The following is a 16,767-nucleotide window of genomic DNA, read 5'->3' as shown; positions in this document are numbered from 1 at the left end:
CTCCGGTTAATTCGAACACTGGTGTACGGGTTATCTCGTGTACCGTAACTCGTACAGCAGTGTTCGACAAGAGGGAGCGTGCGCATGCCCCACAACGCCACCGAGACCAAGGGCGCCAAGGCCGCGGCGAAGCCCAAGGCGCGGGCCGGAACGCAGGTCAAGGCGCCCAAGCGGGCCGACGCGCAGCGCAGTATCGCCGCGATCCTGGACGCCGCGACCGAGAGCCTGAGCCGCAACCCGGATGTCAGCGTCAGCGAGATCGCCAAGCTCGCGGGCGTCGGCCGGGTCACGCTGTACGGGCACTTCCCCTCGCGCGCCGACCTGGTCGACGCCGCCTTCGCGCACGCGATCGAGGCCGGGCACGCCGCCCTCGAAGCGGTCGACCTGACCGGCGATCCGCGGCAAGCGCTCAGCCGGCTGGTCGAGTCGAGTTGGCACCTGGTCGACCGGTTCCGGTCCTTGCTACTGGCCGCGCAAAGCGTGCTGCCGCCCGGCCGAATCCGCGCCCTGCACGCCGAGCCGATGGACCGCGTCCAGCGACTACTCGAACGCGGTCAGGCCGAAGGCGTGTTCCGCGACGACCTGCCCATCTCCTGGCTGGTCGGCACCACCCACGCCGTCATGCACAGCGCCGCCGACGAGATCAACGCCGGCCGCCTCACCACCGACCAGGCCGCCCCCGTCATCACCGCCACCCTCCTAGCCGCCTTCACCCCACCCGGCCGCCCCGTCCCGAAACTCTGACCCCAACCCCAACCCCAACCCCAACCCCGACGCCCCGCTCCCCTTTGCCCACGAGTGGGCGCGATGAGCCGCCTGGACGTGAGACTGGGGCGATGGGGATTCATGAGCGGTTGGGGTTGAGCAAGGCCATCAACGCGTGCGGAGGGTATACGCCGCTAGGGGTGTCGCGGAGTTCGCCCGCCGTGGCCGAGGCGGTCGCGGCCGCGCTGCAGGAGTTCTTCGTGATGGACGAACTCGCGGACCACGCGAGCGAATCGATCGCCAAGGCGACGGGCGCGGAGGCGGCCGCGGTGGTCCATTGCACGGCAGCCGCGACCACGATCGCCGTGGCGGCCGCGATGACCGGAACCGCCGCTGACCGGATTGCCCAATTGCCGGACACACGCGATCTCCCGAACCACGTCGTACTCCCGGCCGGTCATGCGATCGACTACGGCCAATCCAACTTGCAGGCCGTACGACTGGCCGGCGCGTACGTCGTACCGGCCGGATCCGAGCAGCGATGCGACCTTGACGATCTAGCCAACGCGCTCGCCGGTCCGGACGTGGCCTGCCTTCTCCTCGTGTCGTCACGTCTTGTCCACCAGGGCGAACCGGTCGACCTGGCCGGAGCCGTTACCGCCGCGCATCGCCGAGGCGTCCCGGCGATCATCGACGGTGCGGCCCAGTTCCCCCGGGTCGACGAACTACTCGCCACGGGCGCGGACGCCGTACTGCTCAGTGGCCAGAAGTACCTCGCCTCCCCCACGGCCGGCGTGGTGATCGGCACGCGGCCGTTCGTCCAAGCGGTACGCGCCCAGGACAAGGGAATCGGGCGCGCGATGAAACCCACGAAAGAGGCGGTCGTCGGCGTACTCGCGGCGCTCGACGAGTGGCAAACCCGCGACCGCGACAAGTGGTTCGCCGACGAGGCCGCGAAGGTCGCACGTTTCGCCGAGGAAGCCGCGAAGATCCCCGGCCTCGAGGCGCGCGTCCGGCCCGACCCCGCCGGCCTGCCGGTATCGCGAGTCGTCCTAGTTGCCCAAGGCATCGATGCCACAACGCTGGCAAACGCCTTAAGGGCAAGCAACATTCACGTGATGACCAACAAAGGCGAACTAGTCCTCGAACTCGTCTCCCTCAACGAGGACGAACTCCAGACGATCCTCCAGGCCCTAGCTCGCCAGGGATTCGCAAATGGTCCAGGCGGCTTCGCGGAGTAGGGCGGCAGTTTCGGGGTCGAGGCCTTTCACGGGTACGTCGATGCCGACCGGGTCTTCGCCGAATAGCGCGATGAGGAATACGCACGCCGCGAGGTAACTCCCAGCGAGGGCCGGATGGCTGTTGTCGGCGTCATGCAGGACCGGTTCGTCGTACGTGCGAAGGAACTCCTCCCACACCATGCCAACCGGTACGACGGTCGCACCGAGCTCGGCACCAACGCTCGCATAAGCCGCCGTAATCGCCTGCTGCGCTTCAGGCGCATTCCGTCGAGCCCACGTCATGTACAACGCTGTCCGCGCACCGGCTGCCTCGATCGCGGTGTGGAAATCCCGCACACCTTCGTGCATACGCTTCGCGTTCTTCGCGGGCAGCGTGCTCTGCTCCTGCAGTACGACGACGTCGTACGCGCCCTCGGCGATCGCCGCGAGCGCCGTCCCCGCGTTGAGGTGCTGCCGCAGCGACGCGCCACCGGCGGAGATCAGCCGATGGTCAACGGTCGTACCGCGCGCGCTCGCGAGCCCCGCGATCAACCCCGGCAGGTTGTTGCGCGACGTGTAGCTGTTGCCGATGAACAGGATTCGCACGCCGCCGACGCTACTACGACTTATCGAAAACTCCGGCCCGGGCAGCGGCCAGAGCGGCTGCGGCGGCGCGATCGGCCATTGCCTCGCTCAGTGGTTCGGCAGTGACCAGCACCCGGTGGAACAGCGGCGCCGCCAAATGCTTCATCAACTCATCCGAGTCCGTCCCGGCGGGCAGCTCGCCTCGGCTCACGGCACGTTCGACGATCGCGCCGACTCGGCTCATCCTGGTCGTCCAAAATCGTCGCAGGATCTGCGCGACTTCCGGTGACGCCTGCGCACCGGAGACAAGCGCGCGTATGGTCGCGCCGCCGTACGGGCTGGCAAGGAGGGCCCGAACCGCCCGCGCCAACGCCCGCAAATCGTGGTCGAGATCGCCCGTGTCCGGTACGTCGATCCACTTCTGCGCCGTCTCCTCCATCGCCTCGACGACCAACTGGTCCTTGGTCCGCCACCGCCGGTACACCGTCGTCTTGTGTACGCCGGCCCGGCGCGCGACGGCGTCCACGCTGAACTGGTCGTAACCGCTCGACGCGAGCTCGGCAAGGGTCGCCCCGAACACCTGCGCGCGCGTTCGCGCCGTACGGCCGCCTGGCCGAACCGTGCCGGGGTCACTCACGCGGCCTCCTCCGACTACTTGCTACTTGGTGCCGAAGGCAATTATGCAACAGTTCGTTGCGTTTAGGAGGAAGCGGTGACATATTGCTGCCAGCGCAACATGTCGTTGCCGGGAAGCCGAGGGAAGTCGCATGCCCAACCTGTTCTACGCCGGACCCAAGCTCGACGTGCTGCACGAGGAGTACGCGAAGAAGCACCGCATCGACGACGCGGCGGGCATCAAGGCGGTCAAGGAGACGACCATCGCGGCTCCGGTCGAGCGGGTTTGGCAGTTGCTCAGCGATGTGGCGAACTGGGACGAGACGCTCGAGCCGGGTGTGCGCGATATCCAGCTGGCGAACGGCGTGACGGTCGACGGCCGCTTCACCCGCAAGAAGAGTGGCGCCACGATGAAGGCGCAGTTCGCCGTCGTCGAGCCGCTGCGCGAGCTGGCCTGGACCGGCAAGGCCTTCGGCGCCAAGGCGGTGCACCGGTTCGTGCTGGAGCCGGTCGGCGACACCGAGACGCGTGTGGTGACAGAGGAGTCGATGGCCGGGCCGCTGTTCGGGCTCATCTTCAACACCGCGAAGCTCGAAGCCGTGCTCGACGAAGCCCTGGTCACGCTGAAGCGCGCCGCCGAGTCAACGCCGGCTTAGCTCCTCGCGCGGCCGGGCGGCCGCACGAGGAGCCTTAGGGCTAGTGGCCGAAACGCGCGCGAGTCGTGTACGGGTACGACTTCTGCTGCCAGACGACGGCGAAGTTGCCGCCAGGGCTGGCGTCCACGCGAGGCACCCGGCCGTCCGTCGAGAGGGTCGCGGTCACACCGAACGCGCCGGCCGTCGAGATGGGACGGGCGAACACCCGAGTCGCGTCGTACGGCGGACCGGGCGAGTGCCAAACCGCGAGACCGTTGCCGTCGTCATCCAAAGCGACGCGTGGCCGGTCGCCGACACCGAGGCGGGTGATGGCGCCGAGCGCCCCGGTCCGGGTGATGCGGCGGCCGAATACGTCCGTCTGGGTAGAGCTCGAACGCCTGCTCCAGATCACCATCGAGTCTCCCTCGAGATCGCTGGCGAGTGAGTGGTAGAAGGTCAGGTTGTCCGTCGTAGGCGCCAGCAGCATGACCGGGCCGAGGGCACCGGTGCGCGGCCAACGGCGAGCCCAGAGGCGGGCCGGCTCGCTGGAGTGGGCGCGGCGCAGGCTCACCACGGCATCGCCATCACGGTCGACACCGACGTTGACACGGCCGTAGCCGACGCCGGACGACGCACCGAGGAATACCGTGCGCGGGCCGATGTACCCGGGCTTGACCCGCCGAGCCACGACAGTCGTATTGGACTCAGTCCACGCAACCACCGCGAGGCCGTTGCGATCGATACCGACTGCGGGCTGATCGGCCGCACCCGAGCCGAGCGTGAACGCGTTGCTGACCGTGCCGTCCTTGTAGAGGAATCGGGCCGTCGTCACGAAGGAGCCGCTGCGAATGTCGTTCCACACCACCAGTGCGCGGCCGGCCGGTTCGACCACCACGTTCGGGTTGGTCCCCGCCGTGTTCGACAGCGTGCGCAGCGGTCCGACCAGCGCGCCACTGGCTGAAACCCGGCGTCCGACGACCCGGCCGTCCTGCTCCCACACGACCGCGGAATCGCCGTCATCGTCGGTAGCGACCTCGGGCCAGTTCGCGGTCGGGCCGAGCGGCGACAGCGTCCGGATCGGGCCGAGCCCACCGGTCGCGGACTTCAGCCGAACCTGCACCTGGTGGTAGCAAGCGGACGCAGCCGCCTCGCACGCCGTCCACGCCAGCAGCGAATCGCCTTGCCGGTCGACGGCGACGGTCGGCGAATCGGTCGCCGTCCAGCCGCTGGCCGAGATCCCGTACGTCCCGGTCCAAACAGCTTCCGCCGGCTGCACCGCCGTACTTGCTCCGAGCAACAGCACGCCACCGAAGGCGATCGCCGCAGCCACAGGCTTGCCCATCAAGGACTTGCCCTTCAGAAATTGCATCTACATCCTTTCGACACCCCGCAATACGCGTGCCTCACACGCCGAGCCGTCCGACTCTAGTTCAGCGACGGGGCACTCCGACCGGGCCCCGGAGCAGCTCGCGCCGGGGACCGGTCAGACGGTCAGCAGTGGCCGACGCTCGACTGGTTCTCCACCAGCGACGAGTGGACGTACCCGGTCCGGTTGTCGTAGTACAGGCCGATCTTGAACCACCGGCTGGAGGTGTAGTCCGAGTTCGGCGGGCTGACCGTCTGGGCGTCGGTCCAGCACAGCATGTAGACCTCGGATCCGTTGCCCAGGTAGAGAACCCGGGCGCAGCCGGTATTCGGGCAGGTACGCATATTCGCGCCACCGGAGTTCGAGCCGATCCAGCTGGTCGCCACCGCGCTGGCGGCGTTGGCCGGTTCGGCGATGGTGACGGCGTTGGCCGCGCCGCCGATGGTGGCGCAGAGGGCGGTCGCGGCGGCGAGTACGGCGGCTCCGCGCAGGCTGCGACGGGTTGCCTTATTCTGCAGGGATTTCGAGCGATTCATGGCGGTCCATCCTTTGCTGAAATGGCCGACGGGATTGCCGGCGACTTCAGGATGGGAGCATTGGCGGTGCTGTCGGCCGGGTGTTGCGATGGCCGGGTGCGTGCGCAAGATCCGTTGCGCAGCCGGGCACAGCGTGCTACTGCGCGACGACAGGCGGCGACCGGATCGACCCCGGTCGCCGCCTGCTTTGTGCTTGGCCGTGCTATGTCGTTGGAGGTCAGCTGGATGAGATCGAGAAGCTGTTCGAGGTGAAGTTGAGACCGCCGCTGGACGAGGTGATCTCGAAACCGAACTGCACGTCGCCGACGGTGACGTCGCCGTACCAGCCTCTGTTTCTGATCCAGTTCATCACCGCCTTGATGTCCACCGTGCCGGCGTTGGTGTTCGACGTACGCACGAAGGAGAAGACCTCGTTCGAACCGTTCGAGCCCCGGTGGATGTCCCAGGTGTGACCGCCGACGGTCGCGGTCGCCTGCCTGCTGCCGATCGGGCCCACCGCGCCCTGCTTGTTCATCCAGATCATGATCTCGTAGGTGTGGTTGTTGGCCCAGATGTCATATGCCGCGGTGTATGCGCCGCTGTTCGGGCGGCTGACATTGAAACTGCTGGTCAGACTGCCGATCGAACTGAGCCGCCTATTGATCATCTTCGCCGAATGCGGATAGGACTTCACCCCACCGGTATTCGGGTGGTTCGCCCAGACACCCCATTGGCTGTACGAGTTGGCCCAGATGGATTGCGGGCCGGCGCCGCCACCCCAGACGTTGTTGCGAACGGTGTAGCCGCCATTGGACCAGGTGGCCCATTTGTCGGACGACTCGAACGTCGCCGCCTGCGCCGGCAGACTCGTCGCCACCAGGCCGACGACCACCGTGAGCACGCCGACCGGGAACTTCCATGACTTCCGCATTGCTGATCCCTTTCTACGGAACCCGGATCCCCACCCGCGGACCGACCGCACCGGGAGTAACACGTTTGTCGAAGCGCTTCGATATTGCCTCGAAAAAAATGCGCGGAAATATCGCGAATAGTCCGCACATACCTCACTGACCGGTATTGATCCGGCCTGGATCATCGAATTCGATTCGAATCGACAAATCCGTTGCCATCAGCATCCGGGCGAAGTAGGAGAACTATTACAGGCTGCTAATCGATGGTCAACAGCCAGTGGCCAGGACAAGGAATTACATTCGCCTACAGTGGAATGTGGGCCGGGTCAGCGTGGGCGAGGACGTGCAGGAGGTTCGGCGCGGGGCCTTGACACACGGGCCCGCTCACTCGACTCTTTTCCCAGCCGTACGAATCGAAGCGCTTCGACTCCCAGAGGAAGGCCCACGACCGTGGTCACGATCGCCGATGTCGCCCGCCATGCCGGCGTCGCACCCAGCACGGTCTCCTATGTTCTCAGTGGAAAGCGGTCGATCTCGGGTGACACGCGCGACCGGGTGCAGGCCAGCGTGCGCGCCCTCGGCTACCGGCCCAACGCCAGCGCTCGTGCGCTCGCGTCGAACCGCTCCAACGTACTCGCGCTGGTCATCCCCTTGCGGACGGGGATGCACGTGCCGGTGCTGATGCAGTTCGCCACCTCGGTGGTGACGACCGCCCGACGCTACGACCACGACGTACTGCTGCTCACCGCGGACGAGGGGCCATCCGGTCTCGAGCGGGTCGCGCAAAGCGCATTGGTGGACGCGCTCGTAGTGATGGACGTCGAACTGCACGACGAGCGGGTGCCGGTCTTGCGCGAGCTGCCGATGCCTTCGGTGCTGATCGGATTCCCCGCCGAGGCGGAAGGTCTGACCTGTATCGACCTCGACTTCGTCAACGCCGGCGCGGAATGCGTCGACCACCTCACCGACCTCGGTCATCGCTGTATCGCCTTACTGGGTACGCCGTCGGCGGTCTACGAACGGCAAACCGGCTTCGCCCACCGGACCCTGGCCGGCTTCCGGTCCGCCGCGGAACGCCGTGGTGTCGTCGGCATCGAGACGCCTTGCGAGCACACCTTCGAAGCCGTGCTCGAGACTGTTACCCAATTGCTCGAGGATCACCCAGGCCTGACCGGTCTCGTAGTCCAGAACGAACCGATCATCGGCCCGCTGCTCGACGTACTCCGCCGCCTCGGCCGCCGCGTACCCGAAGACATGTCGCTGATGGCGATCTGCGCCGACGACGTCGCCGAACGCCAAGTCCCGCAGCTCTCCTCAGTCGCCATCCCCGCCGACGAAATCGGCCAGCAAGCCGTCGAAAGCCTCATCGCCAAACTCGAAGGCCACGAAGTCCCCGCCCTCACCCTCTTCCCCCCACGCCTAACCCCCCGCGCCAGCACCCGCCCCGCCCCCCGCCCCTAACTCCCCAGCCCTCTCTCTTTGCCCACGAGCGGTCGCGTCACGCCACGACCACTCGCGGAGGAGTGACGCCTGCCTGTGGATACCGCTGCCACGGTCGGACGCGGAGTGCGGCCCCGCCCTTGCCCGCGAGTGGACGCGTCATAACACGACCACTCGCGAGGAGAGGTGACGCTCGCCTGTGGATATAGCTGCCGCGGTCGGACGGGGAATGCGCACCGGCGGGCGGATTTGGGGATAACTCGCCCGCGAAGTGCCTCGATGCGTCGCGCGTGTGCAAACACAACAAGGCACCTCGCGGGAAGGTTTTGCACAAATCCGCCCGCAGGTGTGCGGTTCGGGGCTTGCCGCCGGGGGCTCGGCGTCCACAGGTGATCCGCACCTCGCGTCCGACCGTGCCAGGTGATCCACGGTCGGACGCGAAATGCGGACCGCCTCGACGCTCACCTGTGGATACCGCTGCCACGGTCGGACGCGGAATGCGCACGTGCGGGCGGATTGGGGATAACTCTTCCGCGAAGTGCCTCGATACGTCGCGCGTGTACAAACACAACAAGGCACCTCGCGGGAAGGTTTTGCACAAATCCGCCCGCAGGTGTGCGGTTCGGGGCTTGCCGCCGTGGGCTCGGCGTCCACAGGCAGGCCGCATTTCGCGTCCGACCGTGACAGGGGTTTCCACAGGCGGTCGCATTTCGCGTCCGACCGTCGCGGGGGTATCCACAAGCGGGGCGTATTTCGCGGCCGACCGTGGTGGGCTAGGAGGCGGTGTGAGGGGGCGGGGTTAGGGGTGGGGGGTTCGGATTATGGCGGTGGTGCCGGGGGTGAGGGTGAGGGTGGTGTGGATGGGTTTGCCGGTTAGCAGGTCTAGGCCGTTGGCGGGGAGGTCGGCGGGGTGGTTGGTGTGGTTGATGGCGATTAGCCATTGGGTGGTGTCGGAGGTACGGCGGATTAGTTCGACGCCGGCGGGGTGGTTCGGGAGGGGTTGGCCTGCTTCGTGGAGGGCTTGGGCGATCAAGGGTGCGAAGGCGTCGTCGGTCAGTTGGGTGGAGGCGTACCAGGCTTGGCCGTTGCCGTAGGGATGGCGGGTGATGGCCGGCATCCCGGCGAGCGGGCCTTCGGCGTACGTGGTGATCGCCTCGGCTCCAGCCAGGTGGACGGATTCGCTCCAGATCGTCCCCTCACCACCACCCGTCAGACCGACCGCCTCACCGTCCGCCAAGGGGTAGAACTCGTCGACGCGGAGGCCGAGCAGCGACGTGAAGGCGCCTGGGTAACCGCCGAGTCGGACCTGGACGTTCTCGTCGACGATGCCACTGAAGTACGTGACCAACGCATGGCCGCCAGACTCGACGTACTCCCCCAGAGAGTCAGCTGAGGCGTCCGAGGTCAGGTAAAGACTCGGTACGACGACGAGGCGGTAGCGCGACAGGTCGGTGCCAGGAGCAACGAAGTCGACGCCAACGCCCGCGCGCCAGAACTGCCGGTGCATCGCGCGTACGGCCGCCAGATAGTCGAGTCGCGGTGAAGGCAGAATCGGCGCCTGCAAGGCCCACCACGACTCCGCGTCCCACAGGATCGCCACGTCCGCGTCAGGTCGCCCCTCGTCGATCTCCGCGATGGCCGGCAACAGCGCGCCGAGCTCGGCCACCTCGCGGAAGATCCGGCTGTCCGGCCCCGCGTGCGGGACCATCGCCGCGTGGTACATCTCCGACCCACCACGCGAAGCCCGCCACTGGAAGAACATCGCACCCCGCGAACCGCGAGCGATATGCGAAAGGCTCAGCCGCGCCATCCGGCCAGGCTCCTTCGTATGCATGCGCCCGCCTTCGTTGAGCACACTCGACGCCTGCTCCATCAACAACCACGGCCCTCCCCCGGCCCAACCGCGAGCCAAATCGGCGCAGAACGCGGTCTGCTCCTCAGCCCCGATATCGGCGGTCTCGGGATAGTGATCGAGCGCCACCAGGTCGACCTCCTCGGCCCAACGCGCATGGTCGACCGGCGCCCACGGCGCAAAGACGAAGTTCGTGGTCACCGGCACAAAAGGCGTGCGTTCATTAAGGATGTCGCGCTGTTCGCAATACGCGGCGAGCAACTCGTCCGACAAAAACCGGCGATAGTCCAACGCGTGCGTCGGATTCGCCAGGTACTGCGTTTTCCGTGGCGGCTGGATCTGCTCCCAGGCCGAATACCCCTGACTCCAAAACGCGGTCGTCCAAGCAGCGTTCAGCCGTTCGAGCTCGCCGTACCGCTCCTGCAACCAACGCCGGAACGCCGACGCCGCCAAATCGCAGTAGCAGTAACTCCCATATTCGTTATGCACGTGCCACATCGCGAGCGCCGGATGACCCGCATACCGATCGGCCAAAACCGTGGCGATCCCGGCCGCGGCCTTCCGATAAGCGGGAGCACAAACGCAGTAGGTATCGCGACTGCCATGGGTCAAACGAACACCGTCCGAGGAGACCGGCAAAGCCTCGGGATGGGCGAGGCTGAACCAAGGCGGCGGCGAGGCGGTCGGCGTCGCGAGGTTGACCTTGATCCCGTTGTCGTGCAGGAGATCCAGCACCTCGTCCAGCCAGCCGAACTCGTACCGCCCGGGCTCCGGCTCGAGGCTGGACCAGGAGAAGACGCCAACCGTCACCAGGTTCACCCCGGCCTGACGCATCAGCGCGACATCCTCCCGCCACACCTCAGGCGACCACTGCTCCGGGTTGTAGTCGCCGCCGAAGCACAAACCGTCCACTCCCGCGGGCCAACGCATCCGATCACCACCCATTCGAACAGGGCTCCCCGTACGGAATACCGCGGCCGTTGGTAGAGATGTAGACCCGGCCATACCGACGCGGATCCCCAGTGATCGCACTCCCGGTCCACGCGTACTGATGCTGGTCGTCGTTCACCCGCACCCAACTGACGCCATCGTCGTCGGACCGGAAGATGCCGCGCACCCCGCCGACCACACCCGAGATGTACGCCGCCATCTCCGCGCGCCCCACCCCGGCCTTACCAAAGCCGATCGTGTGCGCCTCACCAACAGACGCCAAGCGCTGGTACGTCGTACCGCCGTCAACCGATCGCCAAAGCCCTCCCGGCCCAGCCGCCAACCAGCAACGCCCGGCCCGTTCGAGCACGGTCTCCAGCTTGCCAGCACCAGTAGGCAGACCTGTTGCCGAAGGCAAGAAAGCCACACCACCATTGACACTCACATACGCAGTCCCAGTCGCAGGGTCAAAGGCGTAGAACTTGCTCCCATCAACCCGATCCCCCGCGACGACCACGCCATTGGGCAGACCCTCAACCGGCACCCACGTCGTACCGCGATCCCGCGAGTAGTGCGGCGCGACATCGCCCGGCACCCACACAATCGTCCGAGCATCCGCGCTGAGCACGATCCGACCAGGCTGGCTCGACCCGGCAGGCTCACCGGCAAACGGCTGCCAACTCACCCCCGCATCGGTCGAGTACGCGCCACGCTCCTTCGACCCGCCATAGGCAACGCGCACGACAAACCCCTCAGCCAACGCCGCGTAGTCGAGGCTCGGCGACGATCCCGACACCGGGTTCGCGGCCTGCCCATCCGGCGGTACGACGTCCAACCGCTCATGCCGGTACACCCCGATATCCCCCAATGCGCTGATCAACGGCGGACCCCAAGGCGGACTGATGAGATCGAGTACGGCCGTCTCCTCCAGCCCCTGCGCGCGAACGGACCAATGCGTCGCGCGACCCGCCTCGGCCCCGGTCACATCGTCCGTACCGAAGATCGTCGCGCCCGTCACGTACATGACCTTGTTCGAGTCGAACGGATCGATCGAAATATCCCCGATCATCCAGCCGAGCTTCGCGGTGCCGTGGAAATCCAGGTACGGCGAGCCGGAGGTGTCGAGCACTTGCCGCTCGGCGATCGAGTGCCAAGTCCTGCCACCGTCGATCGAGCGGAAGATGTCGTCGACCGGCCCCCAACGGCTCATCGTCGAGACCATCACCGTGCCCGGCCGACGCGGATCCACCGCCAGCCCGCCATAGCCGAACCCGGCCTCACCACCCGTGTTGGGCCGCAACGGCGTGATGTCGGTCCACACCCCGGTCGCCGTATCGACCTTGTGCACGGCGCCGTTGTACATCTCGTAAGGCCCGGGCAGATCGCCGTACGTCACGTAAATATGCCCATCCGGCGCGAGTTCACCGTGATGCGGCAGCAGTCCGGTCGGCTGCCCTGGCACGGATGCCCAGGTCACCCCGCCATCCGTACTGCGGTAGAGCGGGCTCGCCGTATCGGTCGCCCCCACGTAGATCGTCGGCGTCGGCCGCCCGTGCCGCGCGCCACGAGCGTCGAAGAAGACAAAGCCAAGACCCAAACCAGCCTGGCCGACCGAGGGAAAGCTCTCGACCCGAGCCCACGTGGCACCACGATCAGTGCTTCGCCACAACCCGTGATTCCGGGTACCGAGGTAGAGGATCCGGCCGTCCCGCGGGTCGACAACCAACCGCTCCCCCATCGACCGACCCGGCTCGTTACCACCGAGCTTGAACGGCAAGTCGGTACGACGGAAGGTCCGGCCCTGGTCGTCCGACCGCAGGATCGCCGCGTTGATCGGCGACCAGTCGTTCGTATACGTACCAACGGCCAGGTAGAGCCGGCGAGGGTCATTGGGATCGAGGGCGAGACTCTCGACACCGGTCCAGTTCCACTCGTCCCAGCCGACCCAGTCCAGCAACGGCTGCCAGCGCTTGGTCCGGTTGTCCATGCGGTACGCGCCACCAATATCGGTCCGCGCATAGACCAGACCGCGCTGTCCGGGGTGATGGATGATGCCGGTGACAAACCCACCGCCGACGATCTCGACGTTGCGCCACTGATAACCCTGCCCAGAGACCGCGGCGGCGGCCGGGATCGCGGTCGAGGAGGCGGCCGCGAGCCCGGCAGCACCGGCGCCAAGTGCGATGAACTGCCTACGATGAAGAGACATGAAGCTCCTTGAGCGGAAAGAGCGAAAGAGCGGACGAGCCGACGAGCGGAAGAAGCGGAAGAAGCGGAAGAGCGGATCAGCCCTTGACGGCGCCGATGATGACGCCCTTGGTGAAGTGCCGCTGGATGAACGGATAGACGAGCAGCACCGGAACGATCGCGATCACAACAATCGCCATCTTGATCGCGAGGCTCGGCGCCGGCGCCAGGTCCATACCAGGCATGGCGGTCACGCCGCCCGCGCCCGAAGGCAGGACCTGCGCCTGCACGATGTAGGTCCGCAACACCATCTGCAACGGCCACTTGGTGTTGTCGTTCAGGTAGAGCATCGCGTTGAAGAAGGCGTTCCAGTAGCCGACCGCGTAGAACAGACCGACCACGGCGACCACCGCCTTCGACAGCGGCAGCACGATCCGGGTCAGCACGCCGAACTCGCTCGCGCCGTCGATCCGGCCGCTGTCGATCAGCTCACCGGGTATGCCCATGAAGAAGGCCCGCATCACGATCAGGTTGAACGCCGAGATCGCGCCGGGCAGGATCAGCGAGGCGTAATTGTCGATCAACCCGAGCGAGTTGACCATCAGGTAGCTCGGGATGATGCCAGGCCCGAACAAGAACGTCAGCAGTACGACGAACAGCAGCGGGCGATGCCACAACGACCCGGGCCGCGACAACCCGTACGCCGCGAGCACGGTGATCGTCAGGCTGAACGCCGTACCGATCGCCGTGATCGCCGTACTGATGATCAGGGCTCTGGTGACGACACCACCTGACAGCAACTGCACGTACGCCGCGATCGTCAGTTCACGCGGTACGACGACCAGGCCGCCGGCCCGCGTCACCGCCTCGGTACTGGACAGGCTGGTCACCACCACGACGTACATCGGGAAGACGACCAGCAGCACGATCAACGCCAGAACGAGCGGTTTCCCGAGTCGCCCGACGAGCGTCGGCTCTTCCTCCCAAATCGGACGGCCACTGTCGAGACGGGCACGCCGTCTCGCCTCTTGTGCAACGGTTAACGTACTCATGAGCGGGAATACACCCCCTGCTCTCCGACTAGATGAGCGAACTTGTTCGCCGCCAGTACGAGCACCAGGCCCACTACTCCCTTGAAGAGACCTGCGGCCGCGCCGTACCCGAAGTCGCCCAGGAGCAGTCCCTGGAAGTAGACGTAGGTGTCGAGCACCTCAGCGGCATCCCCGCCGACCGCGCTGCGCTGCAGGATGAACTGTTCGAACCCGACGGTCAGCGCGTCGCCGAGCCGCAGGATCAGCAGCAGGACGATGACCGGCCGGAGCCCCGGCAGCGTGATGTGCCAGAGCCTCCGCCAGCGATTCGCGCCGTCCGCGGCCGCCGCCTCGTACAGCGCCGGGTTGATGGTGCTGAGCGCTGCCAGGAAGACGATCATGCCCCAGCCGGCGTCCTTCCAGATCGACTCCGCGGTGACCAGCACGATGAACGTGTCCGGCCTGGTCATCAGGTCGACCGCCTCGAGACCGTTGTTGCGCAACGCCTGGGACAGCAGACCGGCGCCACCGATCATCTGCTGGAACAGCGACACCACGAGCACCCAAGAGAAGAAGTGCGGCAGGTACGCGATGCCCTGGATCATGGTCCGCACCTTGGTGGACAGCACGCTGTTGAGCAGTAGCGCCATCATGATCGGCACCGGGAAGTAGAACACCAACTGAAAAGCCGTGATGATCAACGTATTGTTGAACGCCTTCCAGAAGGCCGGTTCGCCGAACATCCGCTGGAAGTTGCCGAACCCGATGAACTCGCTGCCGCGGACTCCGGCGTACGGCGAGTAGTCCTGGAAGGCGATCACGTTGCCCAGCGTCGGCAGGTAGTGGAACAGGCCGAGCAGGATGATGACCGGCGCCACCATCAGCAGCAGCGGCCAGTCCTGTCGAAGCCGGTGCCGCCACGGGGGCCGTTGCAGCTTGCGCCGATGCTCCGGGGCTTGGGCGGACTTGACCTCTACCGTCTGCCGACGCTCATCGACCGTTGTCACTGAGCACCTTGGCGTAGAAGTCGCGGCCCGCGTTGCCGCCGTTGGTCTGCCACTCCTTGACGGCCGCCTTCAGATCGCTCACCGGACGGCGGCCGCGGTAGATGTCCTGCAGCTTGTCGTCGAACGGCTGGTACAGCGCCGCCATCTTCGAGGGCTCCTCGACCCGAATGCCCTCGAACAGGTTCTTCTCCCGGTGCTTGAGGGACTCGGTCTCGAAGGCGTGCATGGCTTCGACGTAGCCGGGGTATTGGCTCTCCGTGATGGCCGACGGGCGGCCGCCGAGGAAGATGTAGGTGGTCGCCGCCTCCTTGTTTCCCAGGGCGGTGCGCTGCGGGGCGCCCGAGGCCTCCTTGGTGTAGTGCTTGCCCTCGACCCCGTAGGTGTAGAGGTGGTTCTCCTCGGTGCCGAACGGCGCGGCAGTGTAGTTGAGCACGCCCAGCAGCTCGGCGATCCGGTCCGCACCGAGCCCCTTCTTGATGAAGGTGAAGATGCCCGCCGGATCGCCGGCCGGCACCATCGGGGTGCCGCCGTCGTGAGCGAACGGCATCACCGCCTGCATGTCGAAGGACGGATTGATATGCAACTGCCGCTGCAGCGTCTCGGACCAGGTGCCTGTCCCGTCCTGGCGGATCAGGATCTGCCCACCCTCGAACAACGGCTTCTGGTCGGCGTCCTTGTTGCCCACCACGGCCGGATGTACGTAACCGGCCTTGAAGAGCTTCGCGGTGAAGGCAACGGCCTCCTCGAACTCCGGCGTCTCGAACTTGTGCACCAGCTTGCCGTCCGATTCCTTACGCCACCTGCTGGGCGCGCCGTAGGCCCGGACCAGCTCGTCGGTCACGCCGCCGTAGGCCCACGCGTTCTTCTTCGCGTTGGTCAGCTCCTTGCCCAGGGTGAGGAAGTCGTCCACGTTCTTCGGCGGCGTCACGCCGGCCTTGTCGAGCAGGTCCTTGCGGTAGTACAGGACCCACGGCAGGCCGACCCCGGGGAACGGGATCGCCTTCAGCTGCTGGTTCCAGACGCTGAACGCCCAGGCGTTCGTCGGCAGGTTTGCCAGCATCGGGTACTTCGCGACCTTGTCACCGGCCAAGTACGGCGTGAGGTCCTCGAACAGCTTGTCCTGGGCCTGATCGAACCGGGTCAGCTTGGAGATCTCCCAACCGGGGATACAGACCAGATCCGGGACGTTGCCGGCGGCCAGGAGCGTTTGCAGCTTGGTGCCGTAGTCCATGCCGTTCACGATGTTGAACTTGACCGGCGCACCGATACGCTCGTTGTTCGCGTCGTAGAACGAGTTGTTGCCCAGGCCGGGCGGCAGCGGTGCCCACAGCGGAGTCATCGCCGTCACCTCCTTGCCGCTGGCAACGGCCTTCTCCGGCACGCCGCGCACCAGCGACGCGGGGTACTTCGTGAATCCGGGCGAACCGCCGTTCGCGGCCGGCAGGTCGGGCTTCACCGACGCGTAGGCCATGTACGCCGGCAGCAGACCGGCGAGCTTGTCGACGGACTCGGCCCGGCCGGTGCCGGAACCGCCCTTGTTGCCGGACGAGCAACCAGCGAGCACGCCACCGCCCGCGGTGAGCGCGGCGCCGGCACCAAGGAAAGCGAGGAAGGTGCGGCGGCTGGTCGAGCCGCCGACGGTGGGTTCAGTCACGATGAGTCCCTTTCGGACAGGTGGAGGTTGCGCTCTGCAGCTCCACCAGCGAGAATTAGTTTGGCGAGGCGCCAAATAAATTAACTCACTGCGCCGAGGCCCACAAGGGTGTAG

Annotated in this window: 14 protein-coding genes; 4 read left to right on the top strand and 10 right to left on the bottom strand. The window is 66.4% G+C overall.

The features are described from left to right. Nucleotides 1–84 precede the first annotated feature (84 nt). Nucleotides 85–744 (top strand): TetR/AcrR family transcriptional regulator, encoded by a 660-nt coding sequence (locus tag OG394_RS01375; protein ID WP_328992890.1) that lies wholly within the window; start codon nucleotides 85–87, stop codon nucleotides 742–744. Nucleotides 745–836: 92 nt separating this feature from the next. Beyond that, the gene (locus OG394_RS01370) at nucleotides 837–1,946 is read left to right on the top strand and encodes an aminotransferase class V-fold PLP-dependent enzyme (protein ID WP_328992889.1); all 1,110 of its coding nucleotides are present in this window, start codon (nucleotides 837–839) and stop codon (nucleotides 1,944–1,946) included. Here the strand turns inward: OG394_RS01370 and OG394_RS01365 are convergent. Both OG394_RS01365 and OG394_RS01360 read right to left on the bottom strand, forming a co-directional pair. Further along, complete coding sequence (locus tag OG394_RS01365; protein ID WP_328992888.1) at nucleotides 1,899–2,531, bottom strand: hypothetical protein; 633 nt, start codon at nucleotides 2,529–2,531, stop codon at nucleotides 1,899–1,901. The genes OG394_RS01370 and OG394_RS01365 overlap by 48 nt on opposite strands. A gap of 13 nt (nucleotides 2,532–2,544) precedes the next feature. Beyond that, entirely contained in the window at nucleotides 2,545–3,147 is a 603-nt protein-coding gene (locus OG394_RS01360) for a TetR/AcrR family transcriptional regulator (RefSeq protein WP_328992887.1), read from the bottom strand. 130 nt (nucleotides 3,148–3,277) lie between these two features. Between OG394_RS01360 and OG394_RS01355 the strand changes: the two genes are divergently transcribed. Beyond that, nucleotides 3,278–3,781 carry an SRPBCC family protein gene (locus OG394_RS01355; RefSeq protein WP_328992886.1) on the top strand — a complete coding sequence of 168 codons (504 nt, stop codon included), beginning with the start codon at nucleotides 3,278–3,280 and terminating at the stop codon, nucleotides 3,779–3,781. Nucleotides 3,782–3,821: 40 nt separating this feature from the next. Here the strand turns inward: OG394_RS01355 and OG394_RS01350 are convergent, their stop codons facing one another. The 3 genes from OG394_RS01350 to OG394_RS01340 all read right to left on the bottom strand — a co-directional run bounded on the left by OG394_RS01350 (nucleotide 3,822) and on the right by OG394_RS01340 (nucleotide 6,572). Next, nucleotides 3,822–5,129: a hypothetical protein gene (locus OG394_RS01350; RefSeq protein ID WP_328992885.1), complete on the bottom strand. Its 1,308-nt coding sequence runs from the start codon at nucleotides 5,127–5,129 to the stop codon at nucleotides 3,822–3,824. A gap of 122 nt (nucleotides 5,130–5,251) precedes the next feature. Further along, nucleotides 5,252–5,662, bottom strand: coding sequence for an SH3 domain-containing protein (locus OG394_RS01345; RefSeq protein ID WP_328992884.1), 411 nt, complete (start codon nucleotides 5,660–5,662; stop codon nucleotides 5,252–5,254). A gap of 217 nt (nucleotides 5,663–5,879) precedes the next feature. Beyond that, entirely contained in the window at nucleotides 5,880–6,572 is a 693-nt protein-coding gene (locus tag OG394_RS01340) for a glycoside hydrolase family 12 protein (RefSeq protein ID WP_328992883.1), read from the bottom strand. 430 nt (nucleotides 6,573–7,002) lie between these two features. On the opposite strand from OG394_RS01340, the gene OG394_RS01335 reads away from it, so the two are divergent. Then, nucleotides 7,003–8,013 (top strand): LacI family DNA-binding transcriptional regulator, encoded by a 1,011-nt coding sequence (locus OG394_RS01335; protein ID WP_328992882.1) that lies wholly within the window; start codon nucleotides 7,003–7,005, stop codon nucleotides 8,011–8,013. A 778-nt stretch (nucleotides 8,014–8,791) separates the two neighbouring features. Here OG394_RS01335 and OG394_RS01330 read toward each other — a convergent pair. The 5 genes from OG394_RS01330 to OG394_RS01310 all read right to left on the bottom strand — a co-directional run bounded on the left by OG394_RS01330 (nucleotide 8,792) and on the right by OG394_RS01310 (nucleotide 16,653). Beyond that, entirely contained in the window at nucleotides 8,792–10,774 is a 1,983-nt protein-coding gene (locus tag OG394_RS01330) for a beta-galactosidase (RefSeq protein WP_328992881.1), read from the bottom strand. A gap of 4 nt (nucleotides 10,775–10,778) precedes the next feature. Then, nucleotides 10,779–12,983, bottom strand: coding sequence for a carbohydrate-binding protein (locus OG394_RS01325; RefSeq protein ID WP_328992880.1), 2,205 nt, complete (start codon nucleotides 12,981–12,983; stop codon nucleotides 10,779–10,781). A 76-nt stretch (nucleotides 12,984–13,059) separates the two neighbouring features. After that, complete coding sequence (locus OG394_RS01320) at nucleotides 13,060–14,013, bottom strand: carbohydrate ABC transporter permease (RefSeq protein ID WP_328992879.1); 954 nt, start codon at nucleotides 14,011–14,013, stop codon at nucleotides 13,060–13,062. Further along, nucleotides 14,010–14,999, bottom strand: coding sequence for an ABC transporter permease (locus tag OG394_RS01315; protein WP_328992878.1), 990 nt, complete (start codon nucleotides 14,997–14,999; stop codon nucleotides 14,010–14,012). Before OG394_RS01315 ends, OG394_RS01320 begins: the two co-directional genes overlap by 4 nt. Continuing rightward, nucleotides 14,983–16,653: an extracellular solute-binding protein gene (locus tag OG394_RS01310; protein WP_328992877.1), complete on the bottom strand. Its 1,671-nt coding sequence runs from the start codon at nucleotides 16,651–16,653 to the stop codon at nucleotides 14,983–14,985. The genes OG394_RS01315 and OG394_RS01310 overlap by 17 nt, the downstream gene beginning before the upstream one ends. Between the last annotated feature and the right edge of the window lie 114 nt (nucleotides 16,654–16,767).

The sequence above is a fragment of the Kribbella sp. NBC_01245 genome (genome assembly GCF_036226525.1).
GTDB lineage: Bacteria > Actinomycetota > Actinomycetes > Propionibacteriales > Kribbellaceae > Kribbella.
The sequence above is the reverse complement of the archived record's forward strand: the minus strand, read 5'-3'. Positions and strand labels throughout refer to the sequence as shown.

Coding starts and splice junctions, on each gene's coding strand:
- OG394_RS01325 (WP_328992880.1), bottom strand. CDS start 12,983: ATGTCTCTTCATCGTAGGCAGTTCATCGCACTTGGCGCCGGTGCTGCC.
- OG394_RS01345 (WP_328992884.1), bottom strand. CDS start 5,662: ATGAATCGCTCGAAATCCCTGCAGAATAAGGCAACCCGTCGCAGCCTG.
- OG394_RS01370 (WP_328992889.1), top strand. CDS start 837: ATGGGGATTCATGAGCGGTTGGGGTTGAGCAAGGCCATCAACGCGTGC.
- OG394_RS01330 (WP_328992881.1), bottom strand. CDS start 10,774: ATGCGTTGGCCCGCGGGAGTGGACGGTTTGTGCTTCGGCGGCGACTAC.
- OG394_RS01355 (WP_328992886.1), top strand. CDS start 3,278: ATGCCCAACCTGTTCTACGCCGGACCCAAGCTCGACGTGCTGCACGAG.
- OG394_RS01375 (WP_328992890.1), top strand. CDS start 85: ATGCCCCACAACGCCACCGAGACCAAGGGCGCCAAGGCCGCGGCGAAG.
- OG394_RS01320 (WP_328992879.1), bottom strand. CDS start 14,013: ATGAGTACGTTAACCGTTGCACAAGAGGCGAGACGGCGTGCCCGTCTC.
- OG394_RS01340 (WP_328992883.1), bottom strand. CDS start 6,572: ATGCGGAAGTCATGGAAGTTCCCGGTCGGCGTGCTCACGGTGGTCGTC.
- OG394_RS01350 (WP_328992885.1), bottom strand. CDS start 5,129: ATGCAATTTCTGAAGGGCAAGTCCTTGATGGGCAAGCCTGTGGCTGCG.